This is a genomic window from Vibrio sp. Isolate24, assembly GCF_022398215.1.
Taxonomy (GTDB): domain Bacteria; phylum Pseudomonadota; class Gammaproteobacteria; order Enterobacterales; family Vibrionaceae; genus Vibrio; species Vibrio coralliilyticus_A.
This window is the reverse complement of the sequence record NZ_JAKEUU010000001.1, coordinates 381,946-406,992: the sequence shown is the minus strand read 5'-3', so window position 1 is coordinate 406,992 and position 25,047 is coordinate 381,946. Positions and strand designations below refer to the sequence as shown.

Sequence of the window (25,047 nt, the reverse complement as noted above, 5' to 3'; positions counted from 1 at the left end):
TAATATTAATAATTCAATTACTTGAATAAGTATAGGCGTTCAGTTGAAACCTATCGCAGAGTTCACGAAGGATATGCTAATAACAGAGGGAAAGTTATTCGATAGAGAGAAATGAAAGCCTGCTGAATCAAGCAGGCTTTGGGGTTAGTGATCTTTTAAAGCATTTCCTTGGCAATCATGTGTAACAAGAATGTCTCACGTTCAATGCTCATGCCTTTTTTCGGGCTTTCAGCGATCGTTTTTTCATTGTGGGCGATCGCTTGATGAATGTTCAACCAAACCGCTTTCATACCATTCTTTATCTCGTAGTCTTCGTACGCGGTTTGACCTAACTCACGATCGACTTTACAGGTGTAGCAATAAGAGTGCATGTGCATTACATCAGCGTCGTCTTTGTACCAAGGACGAAACTCTTCATAGATACCATATGGCTTTATGTTATGAATGTTTTGCGCGCCTGTCTCTTCCTGAAGTTCACGCACCAGACCTGCGATAATGTCTTCACCATCATCAATACCACCACCAGGGATAGTGTAGTCATGATAGCGCTCAGTGTATAACAGGAGGATATCTTCACCATCGACGACAATCGCTCTTGCAGCTTTACGCTGGAAAACGGTTTTATCATCAAGATGATCAATATCAGGGTGAATGGCTGTTTTAAGGTGTCGCATGAAGTCTTTGCATTGAAAAATTTGCCGCGATTCTACCACATCACCCTGATGCCTCAAGCTAGGCGAGTTTAAACCGATTGATCATTGCCATTAAGCCGTCTGACACACGCCCGAGCTCTTTACTAGAACTGGCCATTTGCGCAGACTCACTCGAAACGGTCGAGGCCATATCACTCAGACTCACAACATTGCGATTTATGTCATTGACCGTTACTGTCTGCTCTTCTGCGGCCGTAGCAATATGTTGATTCATCTCTTCTATGGTATGAACTTCTTTATTGATCTTATTTAGCGCTTCACCTGCTTGACTTGAAAGCTCAGAAGCATTGGTAGCTTTCGCTGTACCTTGGTCCATCACTTTAACCACATTCTCCGCGCCCACCTGCAGTTTCTCAACAATGTTTTGAATCTCCAAGGTAGACTCATGTGTACGTAAAGATAAACTTCTTACTTCATCCGCCACCACAGCAAATCCACGTCCTTGTTCACCCGCCCTCGCCGCTTCAATGGCAGCATTCAGCGCCAGTAGATTGGTCTGCTCAGCCACGCCTCGAATCACTTCAAGAACCGTATCAACGTTGCGAGCATCTGAGGCCAGTTTTTGGACAACTTGGCTGGCAGACTGTATCTGCTCGGCAAGTTCGTTAGCTTCTTGGACATTTTTATCAATGATTGTGTGGCTATGATTGGCTTCTTGCGCAGCTAAACGACTGGCATCGTTCGCTTCTACTGTGCGAGCCGCAACCTCCTCTACGGTTGCTAACATTTCGGTCATAGCCGTTGCTAACATGTCGACATCGGTTTGTTGTTGATTCAGGCTGTCGTCAATATGGTGAACGGAATTAGCGAGCTGATTGGCAGCACTAGAAACCTGGCTACCCGAGTCGCTAATACTGAGCATAATCCCTTGTACAGAAGCGACAAACTGGTTGAAGTAACGAGCCAGAAGCACCAACTCCTTACTACCCTCTTCAGGAAGTCGCTGAGTCAGATCGCCCTCCCCTTTAGAAAGAGTTTTCATCGCCCGAACCGTGCGTTTGATTGGAGATGTGATGGTTTTGATGAAAAAGCCAATTGCGATAGAAAGAATCGAGAGGATGCCGATGGCGTAGCCTGCCGATGCGACCTCAGAACGATGCATATCTTCCTGCAAAGCAACCATATTCATACCAGAACCGATCATCCACCCCCATGGTTGAAACATCAGAGCGTAACTGGTTTTCGGGTCCGTTTTTTCACTGTCTGGATTTTTCCAGCTGTAGTCAACAAACCCGCCGCCGTTTTGAGCAACCTGATAAAGATCCTGAACGAAAAACTTACCTTCACTGTCTTTTAAGCCAAGAATATTTTTACCCAGCAAGGAGAGTACTCCGCTGGCAAGTTGCACTCCATTAGAGTCACCGACGAAAATATAATTGTCACCATCAAAGCGCATTGAAGAGATAGTTTGCAGAGCTCGACCCTGAGCTTCACTTTCCGAAAGCTGACCCGCCTGATAAAGTTGATAATAATGTTTGACGACACCGGAAGCTGATTCCACCAAAGTTGAGACACCACGTTCATAATTTTCACGCATGTGCTCCCGAGACTGGGCAATGTTGAGGAGAGTATTCGCAAATAAACCAATAGCAAACAAGCCTAATATAGACCACGCTCGTGCTGCTATGGACACTTCAGAAAGCCTTTGTTTAATCATATCCATATTTCCTAGCCGGAGAACAAAACCTCATCAACTCCTAGCCTAACCCTCGTTTAACACGATGATTAATAAGCTAAGAGTCATTTAATTTATAAATACCACTTTAGCAGTAAAAAAGTGACCTTGAGATGAAAATAGGCCAAACATTGCAAACATTTTTATTAATAACAAAAAAGTCACTACAAGCACCTGACGAATATAAGTGTTTCATTTGCCATAAAATATTTGTGGTTTAATTTTTTCTTAAATCACGGTTCAATAGAGTCAGTTTTATTTCCTCCCGTAATATTTTGAGAGAGGCCCATCATGTTAGATGTCGCTGTATTTAGTGCTAAGTCTTACGACGAAGCATCTTTCGCTAAAGTTAATAAACAATATGGATTTGCTCTCCACTTCCATGAATTTCAGCTAACTAAGAAGACCGCCAAAATGGCACACGGTTGTACAGTAGTCTGCGCTTTCGTAAACGATGATTTATCCACCCCAGTGTTCGAAGCACTTGCAGAACAGGGCGTAAAGTTAATTGCGATGCGCTGCGCTGGTTTTGATCGCGTTGATCTCAACACTGCAAAACGTCTTGGCATTCAAGTGGTTCGTGTTCCAGCCTATTCTCCAGAATCGGTAGCCGAACATACGGTTGGCCTAATGATGAGCCTGAATCGCCGTTTCCATAAGGCTTATCAACGTACCCGTGATGCCAACTTCTCCTTAGACGGCTTAGTTGGCTTTAACTTTCACGGTAAAACTGTCGGTGTAATTGGTACCGGTAAAATAGGGATTGCTACGATGCGCATCCTGAAGGGACTCGGTATGAATATCCTCTGCTTGGACCCGTTTGAAAACCCACTCGCCATTGAACTTGGGGCAAGCTACTGCTCAAAAGAAGCACTTTTCCAGAAAAGTGACATCATCACACTCCATTGTCCAATGTCAGAAGAAAACTATCATCTGCTTGATGAAAAAGCTTTTGAACAAATGAAAGATGGCGTCATGATCATCAATACCAGCCGTGGCGGATTACTTGATGCTGCCGCGGCTATTGAATCTCTTAAAACAGGTCGAATCGGTGCTCTGGGCCTGGATGTATACGAAAACGAGAAAGAACTGTTTTTCCGTGATAAATCCAACGATGTGATTGTCGATGACGTTTTCCGCCGTTTATCGGCGTGTCACAATGTACTGTTTACTGGTCATCAGGCGTTCCTGACGGACGAAGCGTTAGGCAACATTGCAGATACAACGCTGGGTAATATTGCTGCATTCAGTGAAGCAAAGCGCTCAGGTAATGAGCTGCTAGAGTTGTAACGATTAAAAAGGGCTTTCATATGAAAGCCCTTTCTTTTTTATTTCCTTAATGCATTCAGTTTGGCTTGTGCTATGCCAAAAACCGTATCTATCGGGTAACTTCCCTCATCACTGGCTTCGCCTGCAGGCTTGCCCATGAACAGTTCTATCGCTTCTGTAACATGATCAATAGCCCAGATTTGAAACTCCCCTCGCTCTACCGCCTTAACAACATCTGAACGTAACATCAGATTGTGCATGTTGGCTCTTGGTATGATAACGCCTTGTGTCTCACTTCGTCCTTTAATGCTACACACGTCAAAGAAGCCTTCAATTTTCTCATTAACCCCACCGATAGGCTGAGCTTCCCCAAACTGGTTCATCGAGCCAGTAATGGCGATGTCTTGTCGATTTGCCTGCTTAGAAAATGCCGATACCACAGCGCAGAACTCTGCCATGCTGGCACTGTCGCCATCCACTCCACCGTATGATTGTTCAAAAGTAATGGTCGTCTTGAGAGGGACTTTTGCGGTTTTACCGAATACCGATGAAAGATAGGCGGTCAGGATCATGACACCTTTGGAGTGAATGCTACCACCTAAATCTACACTTCGCTCAATATCAATGACTTCACCATCACCATAGCAAGTGGTCGCGGTAATCCGGTTTGGTGCGCCAAACATATACTCACTGGTACTTAACACTGAAAGCGCGTTAACTTGCCCTACAGCTTGACCTGCAGTCTGAAGTAAGGTGGTACCGTTAATGAAGCCTTCCATCACACTATCTTTGAGTCGGCTAACTCTCAGTTCTTGGTTAGCCAGAGCCTCTTCAACATGGCTTGCGCGAATCATGTTTGAGTTAGCCTGACGCGCTACGTAGTTGGACTCACGAATAAGATTCGCGATGTTAGCAGAGTGCAGTGACAATTTAGTTTGATCACCGGATAACCGAGAGCTGTGCTCTATAATTCGAGCTATGGCTTTTTTATCACAGTGCAGCATGTTGTTATCATTCACAACACTGGAGATAAAGCGAGCATAATGAAGCTCAGACTCTGGGCTACGACTCATTTCGTCTTCGAAATCTGCCGTCACACGGAATAGCTCGCTGAATTCTGGGTCATAATGTTGAAGTAATTGGTATGTGCGATAGTCACCAAATAAGATAATTTTCACGTCCAATGGAATCGGCTCCGGATCCAAGGAAACCGCGCCAGTGAGTGTCACTTCTTTTTCTAGCGAGGTAAAGCTCAGCTTGCGTGCTCTCAATGCTCGCTTGATCCCATCCCAGACATAGGGTTGCTCTAATACCTTTTGAGCATCCATAAGTAACACGCCGCCATTCGCTTTGTGCAGGCTACCAGGGCGTATTAAAGAGAAATCTGTAAATACAGTTCCTTTAAACGTTGCCGTTTCAATGTAACCAAACAAGCTGTGGTAGTTGGGATTCTCTTCAACAACGATTGGGAATTCGTCACCTTTACGGCTTACAAGGACATTAACCTTGTAGCGACGAGGGAGTTTCTTATCCAATGATGCCGTGGCAACTTCACCTTGCTCTCCACTTTGTTCAAGAAAAATATCTGCGTTTTCAACAATGTCTTTCTGGAGTTCCGTCAAATACGCTTTAATTTCCGCGTAACCAGAATAATCCTTTTTCAATTGCTTGATAAAGTGTGTGATGACTTCTAAAGTCACCTCATCATTCAACTTCTTGATTTTCTCACTGTATGCTTCTTCCCACTCGGTCAACTGACGAACCATATCTCTTAGCTTGATTTCAAGCTCGTCAATGGTTGAGCCAAAATACTCTTGCTCTTTCTTTGTCAGCTCTTCAAAAGACTCTTCGGTGTGCATCTCTTCGCCATTCATGGCCACAAACTGATAATCACCTTGGTTAGTGATGGTCAGGCTAATGCCTTTCGCTTTCGCTTCTTTGGTGATCACTGCCAGTTCAGCTTCCTGCTTTTGGGCCAACTGATTTTTGAGTTTATCAGCACGGCTGTAATACAGCTCATTATCAAACGCTAATGGGATAGCATTCACCAGTTTTGACATTAACTTTTCAATGTCTTGCTTTAGCTGGCTACCAATACCACAAGGCAGTGCAAGTACTTTTGGTGTTCTAATATCATCAAAGTTTGCCACATAACACCAATCATAGAGTGCTTTTACGTCATGCTGGTGGCGATTAAGGTAACGTAAAATCATGGTTCGCTTACCAAGGCCGTTCTGGCCAATGGCGTAGATGTTGTAGCCCTTTTCCTTAATGGACATTGCGAATTCTACCGCCTTCTGGGCGCGTTCTTGACCGACGATTTCGTCAATGGGTGCCAGCTCTTTTGTAGACTTACTCGGTAGCATTTCCAGCTCCGCAGCATGGTACAGCTGGCTCGATTCAAGCCGTTGAATTGCCATCTTTCTTTCCTTATTGTTATTTTTCATCCACTCTATAACGACCTAGTGTAGGCCAGTTTTTTATATATTTTAGTGACTTAGGTACTATTAGAGTTCAACTGATTAAATATCCATCAATTATGACGTCAAACATATTTTAAATGATAACCATTTGCAATAGATAATAAATTGCATTTAAATGTGCATTGTTACAATTTTGGTGGAGTATTTGAACATGGATCTACAACAGTGCTGGACACATTACCTCAAAGCTGAGCAGTTATTAGAACAAGGTCATTGGCCAGAAGCACACTATTTGTACGATCAGGTTCTGCATCATTTACCTACGCACATTCAAAGTGCGCTCAGTGATGACCAAATCAAACCATGCCAATTCAGTTGTTTATTGACCGGCTTACGTGATGCAGCCATCTCTCAATCTGAGATCCTAAATAAAATGGGGCAGTATCATAATGCCTTCGATTTGCTCAACCAAAGTTATGCTTTGCTTCAGTTTCTGTCGATTGAGCCTACTGAATTGGTTCAAGCCACCCACCAGATTCTAGATAAAAACTGTGAGGATCTTTTACGCCATATGGGCGCATTTTGTAGTGCTCAGCGTAATGCACAGTGGATGTTGGAGTTTGAGCAAGTTCAGAAAGCCCACCACCACTTTGCGACATTAAAGAGCTATGGCAGTGCAATGGAAAGCTCTCACTCAATAAATTAATACAAGGAATGCAAATGTCACAGAAGCCAATTCTTGAGGTAGAAAACCTCTCTGTCAGCTTTACTACTAATGACGGAATTGTTGACGCGGTAAAGGATGTTAATTTTGAGCTGTTTCCAGGAGAAACGCTCGCCATCGTAGGTGAATCGGGAAGCGGAAAATCCGTTTCAACCAACGCTTTGATGCAATTACTACCAAATAATGCCATTGTTCACGCTCAATCAAGCATCATTTTCGAAGGTGAACAACTCGTTGATAAAGCGGAGAAGGGAATGCAGTCTATTCGTGGTGACCGCATTGGAATGATTTTCCAAGAGCCCATGACTTCACTTAATCCATTTATGCGCGTAGGTATTCAGGTGGCGGAAGCCATCATGTGCCACCGTCCTGTTTCTCGTTCTCAAGCAAAACAGAAAGTATTAGAGTTGTTTAACCTTGTTCACCTCCCAAACCCAGAGCAAGCTTACACAAAGTATCCTCATGAGTTCTCAGGCGGTCAGCTACAGCGCATCATGATTGCGATGGCATTGATCAACGAACCAGACATTCTTATTGCTGACGAGCCAACCACTGCACTCGACGTTACTGTACAGGCAGAAGTGCTTAACCTAATTAAAGAGATCCAAGAAAAAATGGGTATGGCGATTCTCTTTATTACTCACGATCTTGGTGTTGTAAAGCACCTAGCAGATCGTGTCATCGTCATGTGTAAAGGAGATGTGGTTGAAGAGGGGCAATGTCAGGCACTGTTTAACGATCCTCAGCATGATTACACAAGAATGCTCATCAACTCGATACCTAAGGGAAGTAAAGACCCTATAGAAGAGAGTGCTGCACCTCTGCTAAAAGCAGAAGATATTCGCGTTAAATTCCTGATAAAGTCCCATTTCATTCAAAGGAAAAACCAGTACTTTGAAGCGGTTAAAGGTATTTCTCTTGAGCTTAAGCAAGGTGAGACCTTAGGTATTGTCGGCGAGTCTGGCTCAGGAAAATCGACACTAGGACGTGCACTTATCGGGCTACTGCCCTGTACGGGAGGCATTGAATTTAAAGGTCAGGATGTGAAGGCACTGAGTGAGAAAGAGCGCTTTGGGCTTAAAAAAGACATTCAGATGGTTTTTCAAGATCCTTATGGTTCTCTATCCCCACGTATGACTGTCGGTGATATCATTACCGAAGGTCTAACAGTACATCAGCCTCAGATGGGCCGCTCTGAGCGTATGCAGCGTGCTCGTAAGGCGCTAGAAGAGGTAAGACTTGATCCTCATTCAATCAACCGTTACCCACATGAGTTCTCTGGTGGTCAACGTCAACGTATTGCAATTGCACGGGCTTTGATCCTAGAACCTTCTTTTATTCTGCTGGATGAGCCGACTTCTGCACTGGATCGCTCAGTACAGCTGACCGTTATCGACCTGCTTAAAGATATTCAGAAAAAGCACAACATCGGCTTCCTATTTATCAGCCACGATCTGAGTGTAGTGAAAGCACTTTCTGACCGCGTATTGGTGATGCAGAAAGGCGAAGTAATGGAAGAAGGCACGGCGGATGAAATATTCCACTCACCGAAAAATGACTATACAAAGAAACTCATTGAAGCGTCGTTTGATCTCGACGAAGAAGAGGTTGTAGCCGCGTAATTAACATTGGTTTGGCCGCCAACACAAGCCGATGCAAGGATGCATCGGCTTTTTGTTTTGAGTGTTTAGAAGTTATAACTTGCGGATGCATAAAAGCTACCGATGGATTGGCTGTACTCTTTATCGTAAAAATCTAGGATAAAGTGATCAACCTCATACGCTGCGCGGATAGATAGCCCTGCTAACTGAGGAACAAAATATTCGACACCAGCTCCAATTCGAACTGTCGAGCCAGCTTCTGAACCGCTCTCACCCAAATCAATACTGCCCATACCAGCGGTAGCGAATGGTCTCAAGCCGTTGTCAAATGTATAACCCATATTTGCATTAACCGTGAAAGAGAATAAATCCAGCTCATGATTAAAAGTGGAATTAGAGCTATTAATCTTAATAGGAGCATAGTTAGTGTATTGTGCTTCAACACCAATGATTCGGTTAAACATGTAGCCGGCTATCAGCTTATAGGTTTGCCCATCGGCATCATTACTCGCGGTCATAGATGAATTACCCGGTAACTTAGACGCGGATTCTTGCATATCTTCTGTGTAGCCATCATCCGAGTAGTTTGTCGAACCGATACCCGCTCCAAAATAAAACCCTTTAAAATCCTGAGCAGAAGCCAAAGAAGAGAAGATGATTGTTGCTAATAATAGTTTTTTCATAGTTTCTTTTAATGTGTTAACAAGAAGCGCCTACTTTAAGCAAGCAAACCACATAAAACTAAATATCGACCAAAGGTTTTCCTCATAACTGTCCACATTACAAATTTGACCTAACTCTCATATTTTCTATATAACTGTTTTTGTTGCAAATATTTTTGTGTGATTAATTTTATAAATGCAAACATTGATTTTATACGTTTAATTTATAAACTAACCCGCCTTTGAGTAAGAATCGAATCGCTTAACACGCAGCGTCAATGCTTAAGTTGTAGAAATGAACATAGTCACAATATCCAATTTGCAATTGGACACTGCGTCACGGACGCTCAGTAATCACAATGGTCAATCTATTGAGCTACGTCCTCTCACATTCAACGTTTTTAGCTTGCTGATTGAAAACCATGGTACGCCGGTTAAAAGAGAGAAGATTTACGAGGAATGTTGGTCTGGACGTATTGTTACTGACCAAGCACTTACCAACGTAATTTCAGAGTTAAGAAGAGTATTGATTTCACTTAAAGCGACAAGCGTAGAGATCAAAACTGTAAGTAAGATAGGCTACTATTTGAGCTTGCCCAACGCTAACTCTCCTATCGTTTACGAACCTGCCAGTTATCCGGTGAACACTGAGGTGCTTGAAGTACCTAGTGTTACTAAAAAGAAATTACCTCAGATGAGCTTACTTGAGTTTTTTAAGTTCGCGTATACCTTCAAGTTGGCTTTGTTTATCACTGTTTCTACTGCGATTTTTCTAACTGGCTTTGGCATATTCCACTCACCTCCAAAGCCGAATTTTATCAATAAAGACAACTACTCCAAGTTCGAAATGAGCCATCTTAGCCTCTACTTTAGTAATGTGAGCGGGAAGAATTTCGATATCAACAAAGTCATAGAAAGTTTAGAGGCTCGCAACTTTGAGAACATTAAACAATGTAAGATCAGTGTTTACGTAAGAGTTTATCGCTCGCTATATGATGAAAGCCGGCTTGCCTCAAAAATATTTGTGTTTACACAAGATCCAACTAACAGCAAAACCTATCACCACTTAAACGCAACGACACACTCATTAGCCGAAACGTTAAACCGTGTCGCTATTAATAGGAAGACACAATGCAACTCATTGTTATAGCAATAGTATTGATGGCCTCTATCGCATTCTCATTTCTTATCAAAACACAACAAGCTGAAAGCGAGCTTAATGGTACTCGCTGGGTTTGTTCAGAACAAAAAAGTCATTTTTTACGCAGTTCATTCAGTCAATACCTCTCGATTGATGAGACACATACTTTATTATTTACCTCCAATGATGTGATGACCCAATATCACTCAGGTCAAATATCCATCGATGGAGAACAACCTCATCCTTTCGAGGTCAGCTATACGACTCGCTACTCTCTGTCTGGCAATAGGCTACGGATGTTGTACGACAAAATCATGTGGGCCAACAAACCCACAAGCTTGGATGTATTTGTGAATAGCGTTGATAGGTTGGAGGGAATATCCATAGATATTAACTACTATATCGAAGGTAACTACCTTTATCTCTTCAACAATGGACAGAGTGAAGACAGCAACTTTGTATGCCATGCTGCTTAGTCTGATCAGATCATTAGAAATAGTGTGAAATGGCCAGATAGCGCGCCCGAATGTGCTCAATCAGCAGCTTAACCTTATTGGGTGGCTGACGAGTAAACGGGTACACCGCGTAAATCCCTAACCGCTTGCCGACCAACTCGGGAAACAGATCCACCAGCTGACCATTGCGAATATCGTGATAAACCAAGCATCGCGGCACATACGCAATCCCGTGGCCTCCCAACGCTGCTTTCCTTAATGCTGTCGCGTTGTCGGTCGAGAAAGACCCAGATACCTTCACAATATAGTTCCCCGATTTTGACTTAAACTCCCACTCTGAGGCACCTGTGGTTTGATAGGCGTACTGCAGGCAGTTATGGGTAACCAGATCTTCAGGTTTGATCGGTTTTCCGTTGCGTGCGATGTAAGAAGGTGACGCACAAACCACCCATTGAGAATCAAGAATATGACGAGCAATCAGGCTGGAATCTTCAAGATACCCCGTGCGAATCACTAAGTCATAACCGCCCTCTACTAAGTCGACAAAGCGATTATCGAGGGACATATCAACCGTTAAGCCTGGATGTAAGTTGCAAAACTCCGCCACTGCATCAGCCAAAATTAGGTCACCAGAGATTGAAGGAACCGACATTTTGATGTGGCCGCTGATATTCTCACCAAACCCAGATACCGCGTCCATCGCTTCCTGAGCGGCTTGCTTCACATTTTTCGCGCCGTGGGTCAGCGCCTTACCAGCCTCAGTTAACGTCAATTTACGCGTAGTTCGATATAATAGTTGAACGCCAATTTCTTCTTCTAATCGAGCGATTCTTTTACTAACTACCGAATTTGTAAGGTTATTTATCTCTGCCACCTTACTAAAACTACCCAGTTCTACGACCTGAGAAAACAAGATTATATCGTCCGCACGCATACCATTATGTCATTTTTGGAATTAATTATTTTCATTATTTCCCTATATCAATAAAAAAGAAAGGGGTAAATTCACCTCGAGTTAACACAAATATCACAATTATAAAATCTAAGAGATTCTGGAGAATCCTGATTTGTAAAAGTAAAAGCCTGTACGAGGATGTACCAATGAGTGAAACTTTACTGGCCTTAGTGGCCTTTTCGCCGATAGTTGTTGCGGCTATATTATTAGTCGGTCTCAACTGGCCAGCTAAACGCGCAATGCCTGTCGCTTTCGGATTGACGGTTGTGATTGCCCTATTCTTCTGGGATATGTCTACTACCCGAGTTCTTGCCTCTATTTTCCAAGGATTAGGCATCACTGTCTCTGTTCTATGGATTGTTTTCGGCGCCATTTTCCTGCTCAACACGCTGAAGCATACTGGTGCGATATCAACCATCCGCAATGGATTTACCAATATCTCGCCAGACCGTCGAGTTCAAGCGATCATCATCGCTTGGTGTTTTGGCTCATTCATTGAAGGCGCCTCTGGTTTTGGCACCCCCGCTGCCATTGCTGCTCCGCTTCTGGTCGCGATTGGTTTCCCTGCTCTTGCCGCCGTTTTAATGGGCATGATGATTCAGTCTACACCCGTGTCTTTCGGTGCCGTAGGAACCCCGATCATTGTCGGCGTGAACAAAGGCCTAGATACACATAACATTACTGAAGCGCTTGTGGCTAACGGTTCAAACTGGGACGCATACCTTCAGCAGATAACGTCCAGCGTTGCGCTGATCCACGCTTCTGTGGGTACTCTCATTCCTGTGCTGATGGCGATGATGCTAACACGCTTCTTTGGCAAGAACAGAAGCTGGACAGAAGGCCTAGACATTGTTCCATTTGCCATTTTTGCAGGCCTTGCTTTTACCATTCCTTACGCATTAACAGGTGTGTTATTGGGCGCAGAATTCCCATCACTTATCGGTGGTCTGGTTGGCTTAGCGATCGTGGTTTCTGCTGCTAAGCGTGGTTTCCTTGTTCCTAAATCAACGTGGGATTTTGAAGACGAGAAGAAATGGCCTGCAGAATGGTTAGGCTCTCTTAAGATTGATCTGGCGGATTCTAAAGACAAGCCAATGAGCATGGTTATGGCTTGGCTGCCATACGTGCTTCTTGCTGTCGTCCTAGTAGCAAGTCGCGTCAGCGCTGAGTTTAAAGCCATGCTGCGTAGCGTGAGTTTGTCGTTTGGCAACATTCTTGGCGAAGCTGGTATCAGTACTGCTATCCAACCTTTATATCTGCCTGGTGGCATCTTAGTGTTTGTCGCTTTGATTGCAGTACTTCTTCAAGCACGCAGTGCTACCCCATTGACGAAAGCGTTTGGTGAATCGAGCAAAACATTGATTGGTGCGGGCTTCGTACTTGTGTTTACCATCCCAATGGTACGTATCTTTATCAACTCTGGAATCAACGGTGCTGATTTAGCAAGTATGCCTGTGACTACCGCAAACTTCGCTGCAGGTTTGGTGGGTGAAGCCTTCCCAGCACTCAGTGCCACAGTTGGCGCTTTGGGTGCATTCATCGCAGGCTCAAACACCGTCTCTAACATGATGTTCAGCCAGTTCCAGTTTGAAGTTGCTCAGACGCTATCTATTTCAAGTGCAGTCGTCGTCGCTCTTCAAGCAGTCGGTGCGGCAGCAGGTAACATGATTGCGATTCATAACGTTGTAGCGGCTTCAGCAACCGTCGGTCTTCTGGGTCGTGAAGGTGCGACGCTGCGCAAGACCGTTATCCCAACGTTCTACTATCTTGTAGTGACTGGCGTTATTGGCTTGGTAGCCATTTATGGTATCCAAATTACCGATGCGCTAATGAAGTAAACCTTTTCGCGTTAATACCTGTCCCTGACAAGACCGGACACTAGTGTCGAATAATTGCGGGTATTAACGCCTTTTTAATCTAAAAGATGTCGTTCCAGCCTTATCTAGGCCCCCAATATGTAAATGTAGGACTGAATTTATGATCATCTCAGCTTCAACAGACTACCGCAAAGCGGCTAAATCTAAACTTCCGCCGTTCTTATTCCACTATATTGATGGTGGCTCTTATGGAGAGCACACGTTAAGGCGCAATACCGAAGATCTCGCGGATATTGCCCTAAAACAACGTGTTCTCAAAAACATGTCTGATCTGAATCTGGAAACCGAAATCTTTGGTGAAAAATTCGCTCTACCTATTGCTCTGTCTCCAGTTGGTCTAACTGGCATGTACGCGAGACGCGGTGAAGTACAGGCCGCTATTGCTGCGGAAAACAAAGGCATCCCATTTACGATGTCGACAGTTTCCGTTTGCCCTATTGAAGAAGTCACACCAGAGCTCGCAAGACCCATGTGGTTTCAGCTCTACGTTTTGAAAGACCGCGGGTTCATGAAAAACGTACTAGAACGCGCAAAAGCAGCCGGAGTCACAACGCTCGTTTTTACAGTTGATATGCCTGTGCCGGGGGCTCGCTATCGTGATATGAATTCTGGTATGAGCGGACCAAATGCCGCAATGCGACGAGTCTTTCAAGCAATGCGTCATCCTTCTTGGGCATTTGATGTCGGCCTGTTTGGTAAACCGCACGATCTAGGCAACATTTCAACCTACCGCGGTGAGCCAACAAAACTCGAAGACTACATTGGCTGGTTAGGTGAAAACTTTGACCCTTCCATCTCATGGAAAGACCTAGAGTGGATTCGTGACTTCTGGGATGGCCCCATGGTCATCAAAGGAATTCTAGATGAGCAGGACGCAAAAGATGCCGTTAAATTTGGCGCTGATGGCATTGTCGTTTCCAACCACGGCGGTCGCCAGTTAGATGGAGTGATGTCATCTGCTAAAGCATTACCAAGTATTGCTGATGCCGTAAAAGGTGATCTTAAGATCTTTGTTGATTCTGGTATTCGCACTGGTCTTGATGTAGTCCGAATGCTCGCCTTGGGTGCAGATTGTGCCATGCTAGGCCGTTCTTACATCTATGCACTTGCAGCACAGGGGCAGGCAGGCGTAGAAAACCTTCTCGACCTGTACGAAAAAGAAATGCGCGTTGCCATGACACTTACTGGCGCGAAAAACATTCAAGAACTGACTAGGGAATCTCTAGTTAGCTTCAAATAACAACTTGGGCAGTACATTCAGCATGCTGTGCTGCCTAATTTTCCCCTTCCCTGATTCTTACGCTCATCCCAGTTCTTATTAACAGCATGTAACAAAAGTATTATCCTTTGCGAAGACACTCCCACTCACGGTGTGTAAAGCATTACAAATAATTACCTATGAGAATATATTCTCAACAATTAATACATAAAAAGAATTGGAGAGAAGTATGGAACTGGATATGTTCACCTGCGATGCATTTACAACTCAACGCTTTAAAGGGAATTCCGCGGCAGTAGTTCCTTTAGCTGATTGGCTCAGCGATGAAATAATGCAAAACATTGCAGCAGAAAATAATCTTTCTGAAACCGCTTTTGTTAAACCCACAGGCGCTAACCGATATGAGATTCGCTGGTTTTCTCCCGTTGCAGAGGTCGACTTTTGTGGCCACGCGACACTCGCCACCTCGTATGTGCTTTACCAATTTTTCGCTCTGAATGGAAAGATCGAGTTTGAAACAAGACATGTAGGCTCATTAGAAGTTGAAAAAGACCTGTCTGGGCGAATATTAATGACATTCCCAAATCGGAAGCCAATAGAATCTGAAGTACCGCCGGAAGTAATGGAAGCACTTTCCATTCAACCAAGCCATGTACTGAAAAGCCCACAGGCCTATTTCGCTTTCTATGAGAGTGAGCAAGATATCATTGAGGTTCAGGTTCGTCGTGAATATTTAGAACAGTTGGCACCTTATGACTTAGTGATTTCAGCCCAAAGCCAACAGTATGATTTTGTCTCTCGCTACTTTTGGCCCGATGTCGGTGACTGTGAAGATCCCGTCACGGGTTCTATTCATGCTGGACTGGCTCCTTATTGGTCGAAACAACTAGGTAAGTCCAACCTCAAAGCCTATCAAGCGTCTAAACGTGGTGGAACTCTATATTGTCACGTGGAAGAGGACAAGGTGATTGTTTCGGGTGATGCGGTTCTATATTCACGCAGCAAAATCTATGTATAAGTAGCCAGGGTGTCATCCGTTTTTTGCTTCTACCTATTGAACAACAACTGTCTTGCTCTGGTTTCTTGTCCCCGCCAATTGCTTTTGTTCAGTTGAGCAATACAAATACTGCCGACGGATTATCAAATCTTGCTTTCACTGCTGGTTAAACCACCCCAGCATTGGCAGAATAAGGCTAAGATTTTGTAGTGAGAAGTCCGATGAAAATAATCATTCTCCATGGGCTGTACATGCATGGGCTGGCAATGCAACCACTCAGCCAAAAGTTACGCTCTTACGGCTACGATACTCAAACTATTAGCTATAACAGTGTTGCCATTGATGAGCACAAAGTGTTCAGGGCCATAGACCAAGCATTGTCATCACAACAAAGTAACGTACTAGTTGGCCATAGCCTCGGAGGGTTGATCATCAAGCACTATCTCTCATCCAGACAACCATCTAAGCAGAAAATCTCGCATGTTGTGACTGTCGGATCGCCTTTAAAAGGCGCCTCGATTGTTAGCCGTATTCAAGATCTTGGTATGGGTGCGATGCTCGGCAATGCAGCAGAGTTTGGTTTACAGGAGCATGATGACGTTTGGTGCTTTCCCCAGAAGCTTGGTAGCATTGCTGGCACTTTAGCTGTCGGAGCGAGAGCACTCTTGATGATGGGAAATCAAACCCTATCAGATGGTACGGTTACGGTTGATGAGACAAAAATTGAAGGCATGACCGATCATATAGAGATGAGAAGTGCACATACCAGTATGATTTATACCGCCTTCGTCCCAAAGCAAATTGACCATTTCATTCGTACTAACCACTTTTATCGCTAACGCGATCTCAGCGTGGCGTAAGGTAACCAGCTAAATCGCGTAGATTCTTATCCAAAAAAAGCAGCACTTATGTCTCAGCATAAAGTGCTGCGGCTTCATAACAAAATTTTAACGCCTACTTAAGCAGCTTGAGGTTTAGTATGCTTTCCCAGCAAACCAGCGTAAAAGTCGCTGTCATCCAAAACGCCAATCAGCTCACCATTTTCAACCAATAAAATGGGCTGGCCACTTCTCTGCTTGAGTTTAATCGCTTCTCTCATGCTTATGTCTGGGTTTGCAATCACGACGGACTCTTTATTTATATCATTCAACTCAATCGAATCATCGCGCCAATCCACCAGCTTTAGATTGATGCCACTATCAAGATGCAACTGATTGTCACGCCCTTCGACCCACACTTTTTGGGTTGGGCAAATTTGCCATCTTGCGTTTTCTTGTTCTAGTTCGCTCACCGGTTGCATTAGTGAGCGGCCCTTTAACACGTTAAGCGGATTCGTATGCGATACAAAGTCTTTCACGTAATCGTTTTCTGGTGAGAGTACGATCTGCTCTGGCTTACCATGTTGAATCAGCTTACCAGACTCCATAATAGCAATGTTGTTACCAATTTTAAGTGCTTCATCCAAGTCGTGACTGACGAACAATATGGTTTTATTAAGCTTTTTCTGAAGCTGGATCAACTCATCCTGCAACTGAGCACGAATCAGAGGATCAAGCGCCGAAAAGGGCTCATCCATCAACAGGATGTCAGTATTCATTGCAAACGCTCTGGCCAGCCCTACACGCTGCTGCATCCCGCCAGATAACTCATGCGGATATTTTTGCTCCCAGTCTGACAGCTCGACCATTTCCAGCTGCTCACGTGCTTTTGCTCTTCGTTCAGCTTTCGGCATTCCTTGCATTTCAAGACCAAATGCAACGTTATCGAGCACAGTCAGCCATGGCATTAAAGCAAACTTTTGAAATACCATGGATACTCTATGAGTGCGAAGGTGTCTTAACGTTTCTTCATTACAAGAAGAGAGCTCGACCTGATTATCGCCATCCTTGATTTGCAATGAACCACGGCTGATAGAGTTCAAACCATTCACCGCCCTAAGTAGGCTTGATTTACCTGAACCAGATAAGCCCATTAACACGCAAATCTCGCCTTCTTTGACACTCATAGTGACGTTATCAACGCCCACGACTTGCCCTGTTTGATCGATAATTTCCTGACGTACTTTTCCTTCATCCAGCAGCGACAAAGCCTTCTGCGGCTGATCACCAAATACAACATCAAGGTTCTGAATCTTAATCGCATCCATGATTACACTTCCTTCTGATTAGGTGATTTACAAAGGCGGTCAAGAATGATCGCAACCAGCACAATGGCCAGTCCGGCTTCAAAGCCCTGAGAGATATTCACAGTGTTTAGTGCCCGAACCACTGGTTTACCTAGGCCATCAGCGCCGACTAGTGCAGCAATTACCACCATTGAAAGTGACAACATAATGCACTGAGTGACACCGGCCATAATGCTTGGCAACGCCGCTGGTAGCTCGACTTTATAGAGTAATTTCATCTTACTCGCGCCAAATGCCTGACCCGCTTCAATCAGCTCCTCTGGAACCTTAATGATCCCAAGATACGTAAGACGAATCGGAGCTGCGATAGCAAAAATAATGGTCGAAATTAACCCAGGAACAATCCCCAAACCAAACAGAACCAGGGTTGGAATCAAATAAACGAAAGTGGGGACAGTTTGCATCAAGTCCAAAATAGGACGCAGTAAGGTATACAGCCAAGCGCGATGCGCTGCCATTACCCCTAATGGAACGCCAATTAATACGGAAATCGTTGTCGCAGCAAACACTAGGACAAAGGTTTCCAGCATTTCTTGCCAGTAGCCGAGGTTAAGAATGGTTAGCAATGCACCAATAATAAACAAAACCAATGGAATGCTACGATGTAAATACCAAGCGATAGCAGCGGTAAGTAAAATCGGTAGTGCTGGTGGCATCCATTTAAAGATGTCGACAACAAAAAGGATAATAGTTTCGAGAAAATATGAGATGGAGTCAAAAAAGCCCGCTGCATTCATGGTTAGCCAGTCGACACCCGTTTCCATCCATTCACCGAAAGGGATTTTGTTGTTGGTAATAAAATTCACAATAAAACCTTAGATTGCTTGGCGGGCAAGATTGCCCGCCAGATAACGTTATGCGTTAGATTTAACGTAGTTTGATACCGCTTCTGCTGCATCACTACCTGAAAGCGTTTTGACTCCATCAAGCCAAGTTTTCACTTGTTCTGGGTTGTCTTTCAGCCACTGCAATGCTGCTTTTGAAGGCTTAACATTTTGATTCAGAATCTCTTCCATCAAAGCGTTTTCCATCTCTAGGCTAAACTTCAGGTTCTTCAGGAGCTGGCCAACATTTTGGCACTCATTTAGGTAGTTAGATCGTACGTTGGTATAAACGTTGGCGCCGCCGTAGTTCGGTCCAAAGAAGTCATCACCGCCGTCAAGGTATTCCATATCCACGTTATTGTTCATTGGGTGCGGCGCCCAACCAAGATAAACAATCCACTGATTACGACGGACCGCTCGGGAGACTTGAGAGACCATGCCCGCTTCACTCGATTCGACCAAGTTGAAACCTTTTAGGCCAAATGCATCACTGTCTATCATCGACTGAATCAAACGGTTGCCATCATTACCCGGCTCGATACCGTAAATACGCTCTCTGAATTTGTCGGCATTTTTAGCTAAGTCTGCAAAGCTTTTCACACCCGCATCATAAACATATTTGGGTACAGCTAGCGTGTATTTTGCGCCCTCAAGGTTTGCTCGTACAGTTTCAACCGTTCCAGCTTCACGATACTTAGCGATATCTCCCTCCATGGTTGGCATCCAGTTGCCAAGGAAGATATCGATATCACCGTTCGCCATAGAAGAATAGGTGACCGGAACAGAGAGCAAGTCGGTTTTCGTTTTATAACCTAGCCCCTTGAGTAATTCGCTGGTTACTGCCGTTGTAGCGGTAATATCAGTCCAGCCCACATCTGCAAATCGAACGGTTTCACACTGATTAGCATAAGCCGTCGTTGTCATCACGCTCAGCGCGACCGTTGATAATGTTTTTGTCATCATAGACATAATGTTTTCCTTGTAATATTTACTGACTTTACGAGACAGAAGATACGTCTCTTTTTGGTGTCTCGGTTCTCTGTTTTTCTTGCCAATCTGGCGCAATCCAGACCGGTAACTTAGCCTCTTTGAGCAAAGGCTTCCCTAAAATCAAATCTGCGGCTCGCTCCGCAACCATGATGGTGGGGGCATTCAGGTTACCGTTAGGGATGGTAGGAAAGATCGACGAGTCCACCACCCTCAGCCCTTCAACACCGCGTACTCGGCAATATTCATCCAACACTGCCATCGGGTCTTCGTCTGAACCCATTTTGCAGCTACAAGATGGGTGATATGCGCTCTCCACATTTTGTTTAACCCATTCATCAATGGCAGCGTCAGTAGTGACACTCTCTCCCGGTTGAATTTCACTCCCACGGTACATATCCATGGCTGGTTGAGAGAGGATCTCACGCGTCAGGCGAATACAATCTCGCCAGTCTTGTCGATCTTGCTCTGTCGAAATGTAGTTAAACTCAATCATGGGTTTGTCTTGCGGGTCTGCAGACTTGATTGCCACCCGGCCACGACTTTCTGGTTTATTTGGGCCGACATGGACTTGGAAGCCATGTCCATCAAATGCAGCTTTCCCGTCATAACGCATTGCTGCAGGCAAAAAGTGGTATTGAATATTGGGCCATTTAAGCCCTTTGCGTGAGCGAATGAACGCACAAGATTCGAAGTGATTAGTCGCCCCTAAACCTTTGCGTGTCAGGATCCACTCCGCCCCAATCATACCTTTACTCACCAAGCCGAGCTTGCTGTTCAAAGTGATGGGTTGCTGGCAATGATATTGGAAGTAAACTTCAAGATGATCTTGCAGGTTCTCACCGACTCCCGGTAGGTTGTGCTTTACATCTACTCCCGCTTGCTCGAGTACGGCCTTTGGTCCAATTCCAGACAATTGAAGTAATTGCACTGAGCCAATGGATCCTGCGCTAGAAATGACTTCTTTTTTCGCAAAGGTTTTCGTTACTTTACCCGAACGCTCGAACTCGACACCTATGGCTTTTTTGTTTTCCAACAAAACTTTATGAACAACTACACCTTTAAGCAGCGTCAAATTCTTGCGTTTTAGAGCGCGCCTTAAGTAGGCGTTAGACGTGGATGCTCGTACACCTTTATCCACGGTCATATGCATCGCGCCAAAACCTTCCTGCTGATAACCGTTGTAATCGGCAGTTTCCGGGTAACCCGCTTCTTTGCCAGCTTGAATAAAAGCTTGATACAATGGGTTAAGCGTCATGTCATTACCGTTACAGGTACCGACTGGCCCTTCACCTCCACGGTATTTATCCTCTCCGCCTTTCCAAGACTCTGCGCGACGGAAGTACGGCAAGCAAGATTGATAATTCCAGCCTTTGGCTCCGTTCTCTTCCCACTCATCGAAATCACAAGCATGTCCTCGAACATAAACCATGCCATTGATTGAAGAGCTTCCGCCAAGCACTTTGCCGCGAGGGCAATGTAGCTTACGTCCATCTAGGCCATCTTCAGCAACCGTCTCAAATTGCCAAGCATACTTTTCGGTGTTCATCGGATAAGAAAGTGCGGTCGGCATTTGAATAAAAATACTCTTATCTGTGCCACCGGCTTCTAATAGAAGCACCTGATGTTCACCACTTTCAGAAAGCCGATCCGCCAGAACACAGCCAGCCGAACCCGCGCCAACGATGATATAATCGTAGCTTTGCTCCATTTTCTTTCTCCGTTGCTGCTTAAGCGTAAGGGCTGACGTAATCGCCCAGCTCGATTAGGACACTCTTTGTCTGGGTGTAGTGACGAAGCGTTTCAGGACCGTTTTCGCGGCCAATACCTGAGTGCTTATAACCGCCCACAGGCATTTCAGCAGGTGAGTCACCCCATGTGTTTACCCAGCAAATTCCCGCTTGTAGTTGGTGAATCACTCGATGGGCACGAGAAAGGTCTTGTGTAAACACGCCAGCAGCTAAGCCGTAGGTTGTATCATTGGCTCGTTCGATAACATTTTGTTCATCTGAGAACTTGAGTACAGACATCACTGGCCCAAAGATTTCGTTCTGGACGTGTGGCATATCATCAGAGCAATCAATAAAAACAGTCGGCACAACAAAATTGCCTTTTTCAAGACCGTTATGCGTTAACTGTTCACCGCCAGTTAGAAGAGTAGCACCACTGTGCTTTGCTTCTTCGATGGCATTCAAAACTTTACCTAGGTGCTCTTTGGAGATCAGCGCACCGATTTGAGTGTCCATATCCATTGGATCACCCACCACCAGTTTTTCTGTTCTTTGTTTTAATTGGCTAACAAAAGCATCATAAATATCTTCATGAACGTAGACTCGTGTACCATGTGTACACACTTCGCCTTGGGTATAGAAGTTCGCTACCATTGCCGCTGATACCGCATGGTCTAACTTGGCGTCGTCAAAAATAATCATTGGTGACTTGCCACCTAACTCCATGGTGACCTGCTTCAGCGTTTTAGCGCTGTCCGCCATAACCAGTTTGCCAGTACCTGATTCACCCGTGAATGATACTTTTGCAATGTCGGGGTGTGCCGTAAGCATTTGTCCTACACGGTGATCACCTTGAACAACGTTAAATACACCATCAGGTAGCCCTGCTTCAGTGAATATCTCCGCCAACTTTAAAGCAGTCAGTGGTGTTTCTTCTGAAGGTTTGAAGATCATAGCGTTACCTGCGGCAAGTGCAGGAGCCGATTTCCACATCGCAATCTGAATGGGGTAGTTCCAAGCACCGATGCCGGCACAAATCCCCAAAGGTTCACGGCGCGTATAGAAAAACTGGTTCTCACTCAAAGGTTGCTGCTCACCTTGCATGCTAGGAGCAAGACCTGCGTAATATTCGATCACATCTGCGCCCGTTGTGATATCGACTTCAATCGCTTCCTGAATAGGTTTGCCAGTGTCTGCTACTTCTAGAGCGGCTAATTCATCATTTCGCTCGCGTAATATAGCCACTGCTTTAAGCAGTATGCGGCTACGCTCAATGGGTGACATCGAAGACCAAACTCTGAAGCCTCGCTTTGCCGACTCAATGGCCCGATCCAGATCCTGTTGGCTAGCTTGCCCAATTTCAGCCAATGGTTCTCCATTAGCGGGGTTGTAAGTAGTAAAGTGTTCACCCGATGTCGCCTTACAGGCGTTACCATCGATGTATAGTGATTTCATATCCATTTGATAGTTCTGACTTTTCGTTATTTTTGTGAATAAAAAGTGAGCTGCTTATCCAGGTAATCATTGATGATTAACCGGGCTTTATCAGCATCAATGCCATGAGGGTTCATCGTGCCTCGCAGCCAAATGCCATCAATCAATGCTGCGATGCCATGCGCGATAATTTCCGCTTGCTCTTTGTCAAATAGCGCTTTCAACTCTATCCGAAGGTGCGATAAAAGGCGCTTCTCATTGACACGCTGTAAGCGCTTGAGCTGAGGTTCATGTACTGAGTAAGCCCAAAACGCGAGCCAAGTTTTGGCCACTTTGTTCTCAGCCTGATAACCAACAAAGTTTCCATCAATAATCGCGTTAATACGTTGCTGATGTGCGCTGGTAGGCAGTTTCTTAAGGCGCTTCGTTACGGTAAGCGAAAGCTGCCGAAGCACTTCTCGCATTGTTTCTTCCAGCAAACCTTGTTTGCCGCCAAAGTAGTGATTGATGATTCCAGTCGAGACTCCCGCTTCCTTACTGATCAACGAAATACTCGCTGCGTGCAACCCAACTCTATCAATCACCGCCATTGTGGCTTGAACGAGCTGAGGCCTTCTGACTTCTGGCATCCCTACCTTAGGCATGACTCTTTCCTTTTTTAATTGAACGTTCAATTAAATATAAGATGCCAGAAAATTAGTTAGCACTCAAACTATTTTTTTAATTATCCGACAAATACCACTTAGCTTTCACAGAAATAGTGATGATAATTTCTTCAGTCTATTCCCCCAAGTCGAAGTTATTTTCGTTGTTATCGCCAGGTAAATAGAAACAAAAACACAAAATAAAAACAATTTAAATCAACAACTTAATGTAAATTCAACAAATAAAGCAAAATACAGAAATGAATTTACACCCTCACAAGCTTAGACACTTAACTCGATATCGATGTATTTGAGGAAAATCTTTCATTAGAGCTCTAATCAAGTAAATTCATTAGATCTATAAAAATCAAAACGCTCAATTAATGAGCGAGAACAAAAATCTCATTATCCCTTTTCATAACAAGGCGATGTACCTAAGGAAATCGGGAAGCATGAGGTTGCTCTTACTGGCTACATACGCTTCTCATCAACAACCATTCTGGTACTTAAGAGAACCGTTCAATCAACTCCAACTTTAATGAGAAGGAAAATATGAACGCTCGATTGCCTAAGTTCATTGAAAAGTCAGATAATTCCTAAGAAAAAAAACATCTCGAACTTGTATCCTTTGGCCTAGATACTTAAGTAATGACTGGAGAAAGGATGCATCAATATGCACTTATAACTGGAGGAAGTAGAGGCATTGGGAAAAGCATAGCGGAATACTTCGCAAAGCAACATTTCTCTCTTATTCTTGTCGCGAACAATCCAGATAATCTAAGTAAAGCGAAAAGCGACATTCTGTCACGGTATCCTCACTGTGAGATTGAAACTGTCTCGGTTGATTTTCGTAATCCATCGGACCTTCAGCAATCCATAAAGTCACTATTATCTCGCTACGAAAAAATTGATGTGATAGTCAATTGTGCTGGAATATTGAAATCAGGGAATACTCAAGTTTCATTAAATGATCTCACTGAACTCATAAATACCAACATTATCTCTAATATTTTGATCTGTAATATGGTGGTTGAAAAGATGAAGGTTCAAGGATTTGGTGAGGTGTATAACCTTGGTTCTACTGCAGGTTTAGAACCAGTATCTAAAATTGCTATTTACTCCGCGACTAAAGCCGCCATAGTGAGTTACAGCCGCTCCCTATATGATGAGTGCCTACCATTTCGTGTCAAGGTCTGTTGCCTGTGTCCAAGCGTCGTGGACACTGACATGACCAATGATGGACGTATCAAAAACGATTTAAAAATATCACCCGGGGATCTACATCAAGCCGTTAGCTTTATCAGAAAGCTCTCTCCGGGCGCAGCAATGCAAATGCTTTCTATTCGATGCACAATTATTGACTTGGAAAACTCACTGACAACCTATCGTGAATAGCCGTCGACCATGAGCTTTCAATCAATTAATAAGCACGTCAGGGTACTCACACAAATTTCACTTTTCAGCCCTGCTATTTAGTCCGTCCAAGATGTAGATTTCGGGCTCAAAAAGTGAAAGACGCGGATTCATCCGCG

At 44.3% G+C, this 25,047-nt stretch carries 21 protein-coding genes; 10 read left to right on the top strand and 11 right to left on the bottom strand.

Going from position 1 to position 25,047, the window contains the following annotated elements:
- Positions 1-155: 155 nt before the first annotated feature.
- Together L1D23_RS01850 and L1D23_RS01845 are read right to left on the bottom strand one after the other, a co-directional pair.
- Positions 156-674 (bottom strand): NUDIX hydrolase, encoded by a 519-nt coding sequence (locus L1D23_RS01850; protein ID WP_239863913.1) that lies wholly within the window; start codon positions 672-674, stop codon positions 156-158.
- 58 nt (positions 675-732) lie between these two features.
- Positions 733-2,370, bottom strand: a complete 1,638-nt coding sequence (locus L1D23_RS01845) for a methyl-accepting chemotaxis protein (RefSeq protein WP_239863912.1) — start codon at positions 2,368-2,370, stop codon at positions 733-735.
- A 309-nt stretch (positions 2,371-2,679) separates the two neighbouring features.
- Between L1D23_RS01845 and L1D23_RS01840 the strand changes: the two genes are divergently transcribed.
- Positions 2,680-3,678, top strand: a complete 999-nt coding sequence (locus L1D23_RS01840; RefSeq protein ID WP_239863911.1) for a 2-hydroxyacid dehydrogenase — start codon at positions 2,680-2,682, stop codon at positions 3,676-3,678.
- Positions 3,679-3,716: 38 nt separating this feature from the next.
- On the opposite strand, the gene L1D23_RS01835 is transcribed toward L1D23_RS01840, so the two are convergent.
- A complete protein-coding gene (locus tag L1D23_RS01835; RefSeq protein WP_239863910.1) occupies positions 3,717-6,077 on the bottom strand; it encodes an ATP-binding protein in 2,361 nt (786 codons plus the stop codon).
- A gap of 214 nt (positions 6,078-6,291) precedes the next feature.
- On the opposite strand from L1D23_RS01835, the gene L1D23_RS01830 reads away from it, so the two are divergent.
- Together L1D23_RS01830 and L1D23_RS01825 are read left to right on the top strand one after the other, a co-directional pair.
- A complete protein-coding gene (locus L1D23_RS01830; protein WP_239863909.1) occupies positions 6,292-6,786 on the top strand; it encodes a hypothetical protein in 495 nt (164 codons plus the stop codon).
- Between the two features lie 14 nt (positions 6,787-6,800).
- Positions 6,801-8,426: an ABC transporter ATP-binding protein gene (locus L1D23_RS01825; RefSeq protein WP_239863907.1), complete on the top strand. Its 1,626-nt coding sequence runs from the start codon at positions 6,801-6,803 to the stop codon at positions 8,424-8,426.
- A gap of 65 nt (positions 8,427-8,491) precedes the next feature.
- Here L1D23_RS01825 and L1D23_RS01820 read toward each other — a convergent pair whose 3' ends face one another.
- Positions 8,492-9,088 carry a porin family protein gene (locus L1D23_RS01820; RefSeq protein ID WP_239863906.1) on the bottom strand — a complete coding sequence of 199 codons (597 nt, stop codon included), beginning with the start codon at positions 9,086-9,088 and terminating at the stop codon, positions 8,492-8,494.
- 274 nt (positions 9,089-9,362) lie between these two features.
- Between L1D23_RS01820 and L1D23_RS01815 the strand changes: the two genes are divergently transcribed.
- Both L1D23_RS01815 and L1D23_RS01810 read left to right on the top strand, forming a co-directional pair.
- Positions 9,363-10,217: a winged helix-turn-helix domain-containing protein gene (locus L1D23_RS01815; protein WP_239863905.1), complete on the top strand. Its 855-nt coding sequence runs from the start codon at positions 9,363-9,365 to the stop codon at positions 10,215-10,217.
- On the top strand, positions 10,199-10,684 hold the full coding sequence (locus tag L1D23_RS01810) for a hypothetical protein (protein WP_239863904.1): 486 nt from the start codon (positions 10,199-10,201) through the stop codon (positions 10,682-10,684). The genes L1D23_RS01815 and L1D23_RS01810 overlap by 19 nt, the downstream gene beginning before the upstream one ends.
- Before the next feature lie 13 nt (positions 10,685-10,697).
- On the opposite strand, the gene L1D23_RS01805 is transcribed toward L1D23_RS01810, so the two are convergent.
- Positions 10,698-11,597 carry a LysR family transcriptional regulator gene (locus L1D23_RS01805; RefSeq protein ID WP_038161629.1) on the bottom strand — a complete coding sequence of 300 codons (900 nt, stop codon included), beginning with the start codon at positions 11,595-11,597 and terminating at the stop codon, positions 10,698-10,700.
- Positions 11,598-11,764: 167 nt separating this feature from the next.
- Between L1D23_RS01805 and L1D23_RS01800 the strand changes: the two genes are divergently transcribed.
- The 4 genes from L1D23_RS01800 to L1D23_RS01785 all read left to right on the top strand — a co-directional run bounded on the left by L1D23_RS01800 (position 11,765) and on the right by L1D23_RS01785 (position 16,550).
- Positions 11,765-13,456 carry an L-lactate permease gene (locus tag L1D23_RS01800; protein ID WP_239863903.1) on the top strand — a complete coding sequence of 564 codons (1,692 nt, stop codon included), beginning with the start codon at positions 11,765-11,767 and terminating at the stop codon, positions 13,454-13,456.
- Positions 13,457-13,595: 139 nt separating this feature from the next.
- Positions 13,596-14,735, top strand: coding sequence for an FMN-dependent L-lactate dehydrogenase LldD (gene lldD, locus L1D23_RS01795; protein ID WP_239863902.1), 1,140 nt, complete (start codon positions 13,596-13,598; stop codon positions 14,733-14,735).
- A gap of 208 nt (positions 14,736-14,943) precedes the next feature.
- Complete coding sequence (locus L1D23_RS01790) at positions 14,944-15,732, top strand: PhzF family phenazine biosynthesis protein (RefSeq protein ID WP_239863901.1); 789 nt, start codon at positions 14,944-14,946, stop codon at positions 15,730-15,732.
- Positions 15,733-15,932: 200 nt separating this feature from the next.
- A complete protein-coding gene (locus L1D23_RS01785) occupies positions 15,933-16,550 on the top strand; it encodes an alpha/beta fold hydrolase (RefSeq protein ID WP_239863900.1) in 618 nt (205 codons plus the stop codon).
- Positions 16,551-16,669: 119 nt separating this feature from the next.
- Here L1D23_RS01785 and choV read toward each other — a convergent pair whose 3' ends face one another.
- Genes choV through betI form a run of 6 tightly spaced genes read right to left on the bottom strand, consistent with a single transcriptional unit; the run spans position 16,670 to position 23,515 of the window.
- Positions 16,670-17,857 carry a choline ABC transporter ATP-binding protein gene (choV, locus tag L1D23_RS01780; RefSeq protein ID WP_239863898.1) on the bottom strand — a complete coding sequence of 396 codons (1,188 nt, stop codon included), beginning with the start codon at positions 17,855-17,857 and terminating at the stop codon, positions 16,670-16,672.
- A 2-nt stretch (positions 17,858-17,859) separates the two neighbouring features.
- A complete protein-coding gene (gene choW, locus L1D23_RS01775; RefSeq protein WP_239835282.1) occupies positions 17,860-18,702 on the bottom strand; it encodes a choline ABC transporter permease subunit in 843 nt (280 codons plus the stop codon).
- 48 nt (positions 18,703-18,750) lie between these two features.
- Positions 18,751-19,689, bottom strand: a complete 939-nt coding sequence (locus tag L1D23_RS01770) for a choline ABC transporter substrate-binding protein (protein ID WP_239835283.1) — start codon at positions 19,687-19,689, stop codon at positions 18,751-18,753.
- Positions 19,690-19,717: 28 nt separating this feature from the next.
- Positions 19,718-21,418: a choline dehydrogenase gene (gene betA, locus L1D23_RS01765; protein ID WP_239863896.1), complete on the bottom strand. Its 1,701-nt coding sequence runs from the start codon at positions 21,416-21,418 to the stop codon at positions 19,718-19,720.
- Between the two features lie 19 nt (positions 21,419-21,437).
- Positions 21,438-22,898 (bottom strand): betaine-aldehyde dehydrogenase, encoded by a 1,461-nt coding sequence (gene betB, locus L1D23_RS01760; RefSeq protein ID WP_239863894.1) that lies wholly within the window; start codon positions 22,896-22,898, stop codon positions 21,438-21,440.
- Positions 22,899-22,918: 20 nt separating this feature from the next.
- Positions 22,919-23,515, bottom strand: coding sequence for a transcriptional regulator BetI (gene betI, locus L1D23_RS01755; RefSeq protein ID WP_239863892.1), 597 nt, complete (start codon positions 23,513-23,515; stop codon positions 22,919-22,921).
- 663 nt (positions 23,516-24,178) lie between these two features.
- Here betI and L1D23_RS01750 point away from each other — a divergent pair.
- Positions 24,179-24,910: an SDR family NAD(P)-dependent oxidoreductase gene (locus tag L1D23_RS01750; RefSeq protein WP_239863890.1), complete on the top strand. Its 732-nt coding sequence runs from the start codon at positions 24,179-24,181 to the stop codon at positions 24,908-24,910.
- The last annotated feature ends 137 nt before the right edge of the window (positions 24,911-25,047 follow it).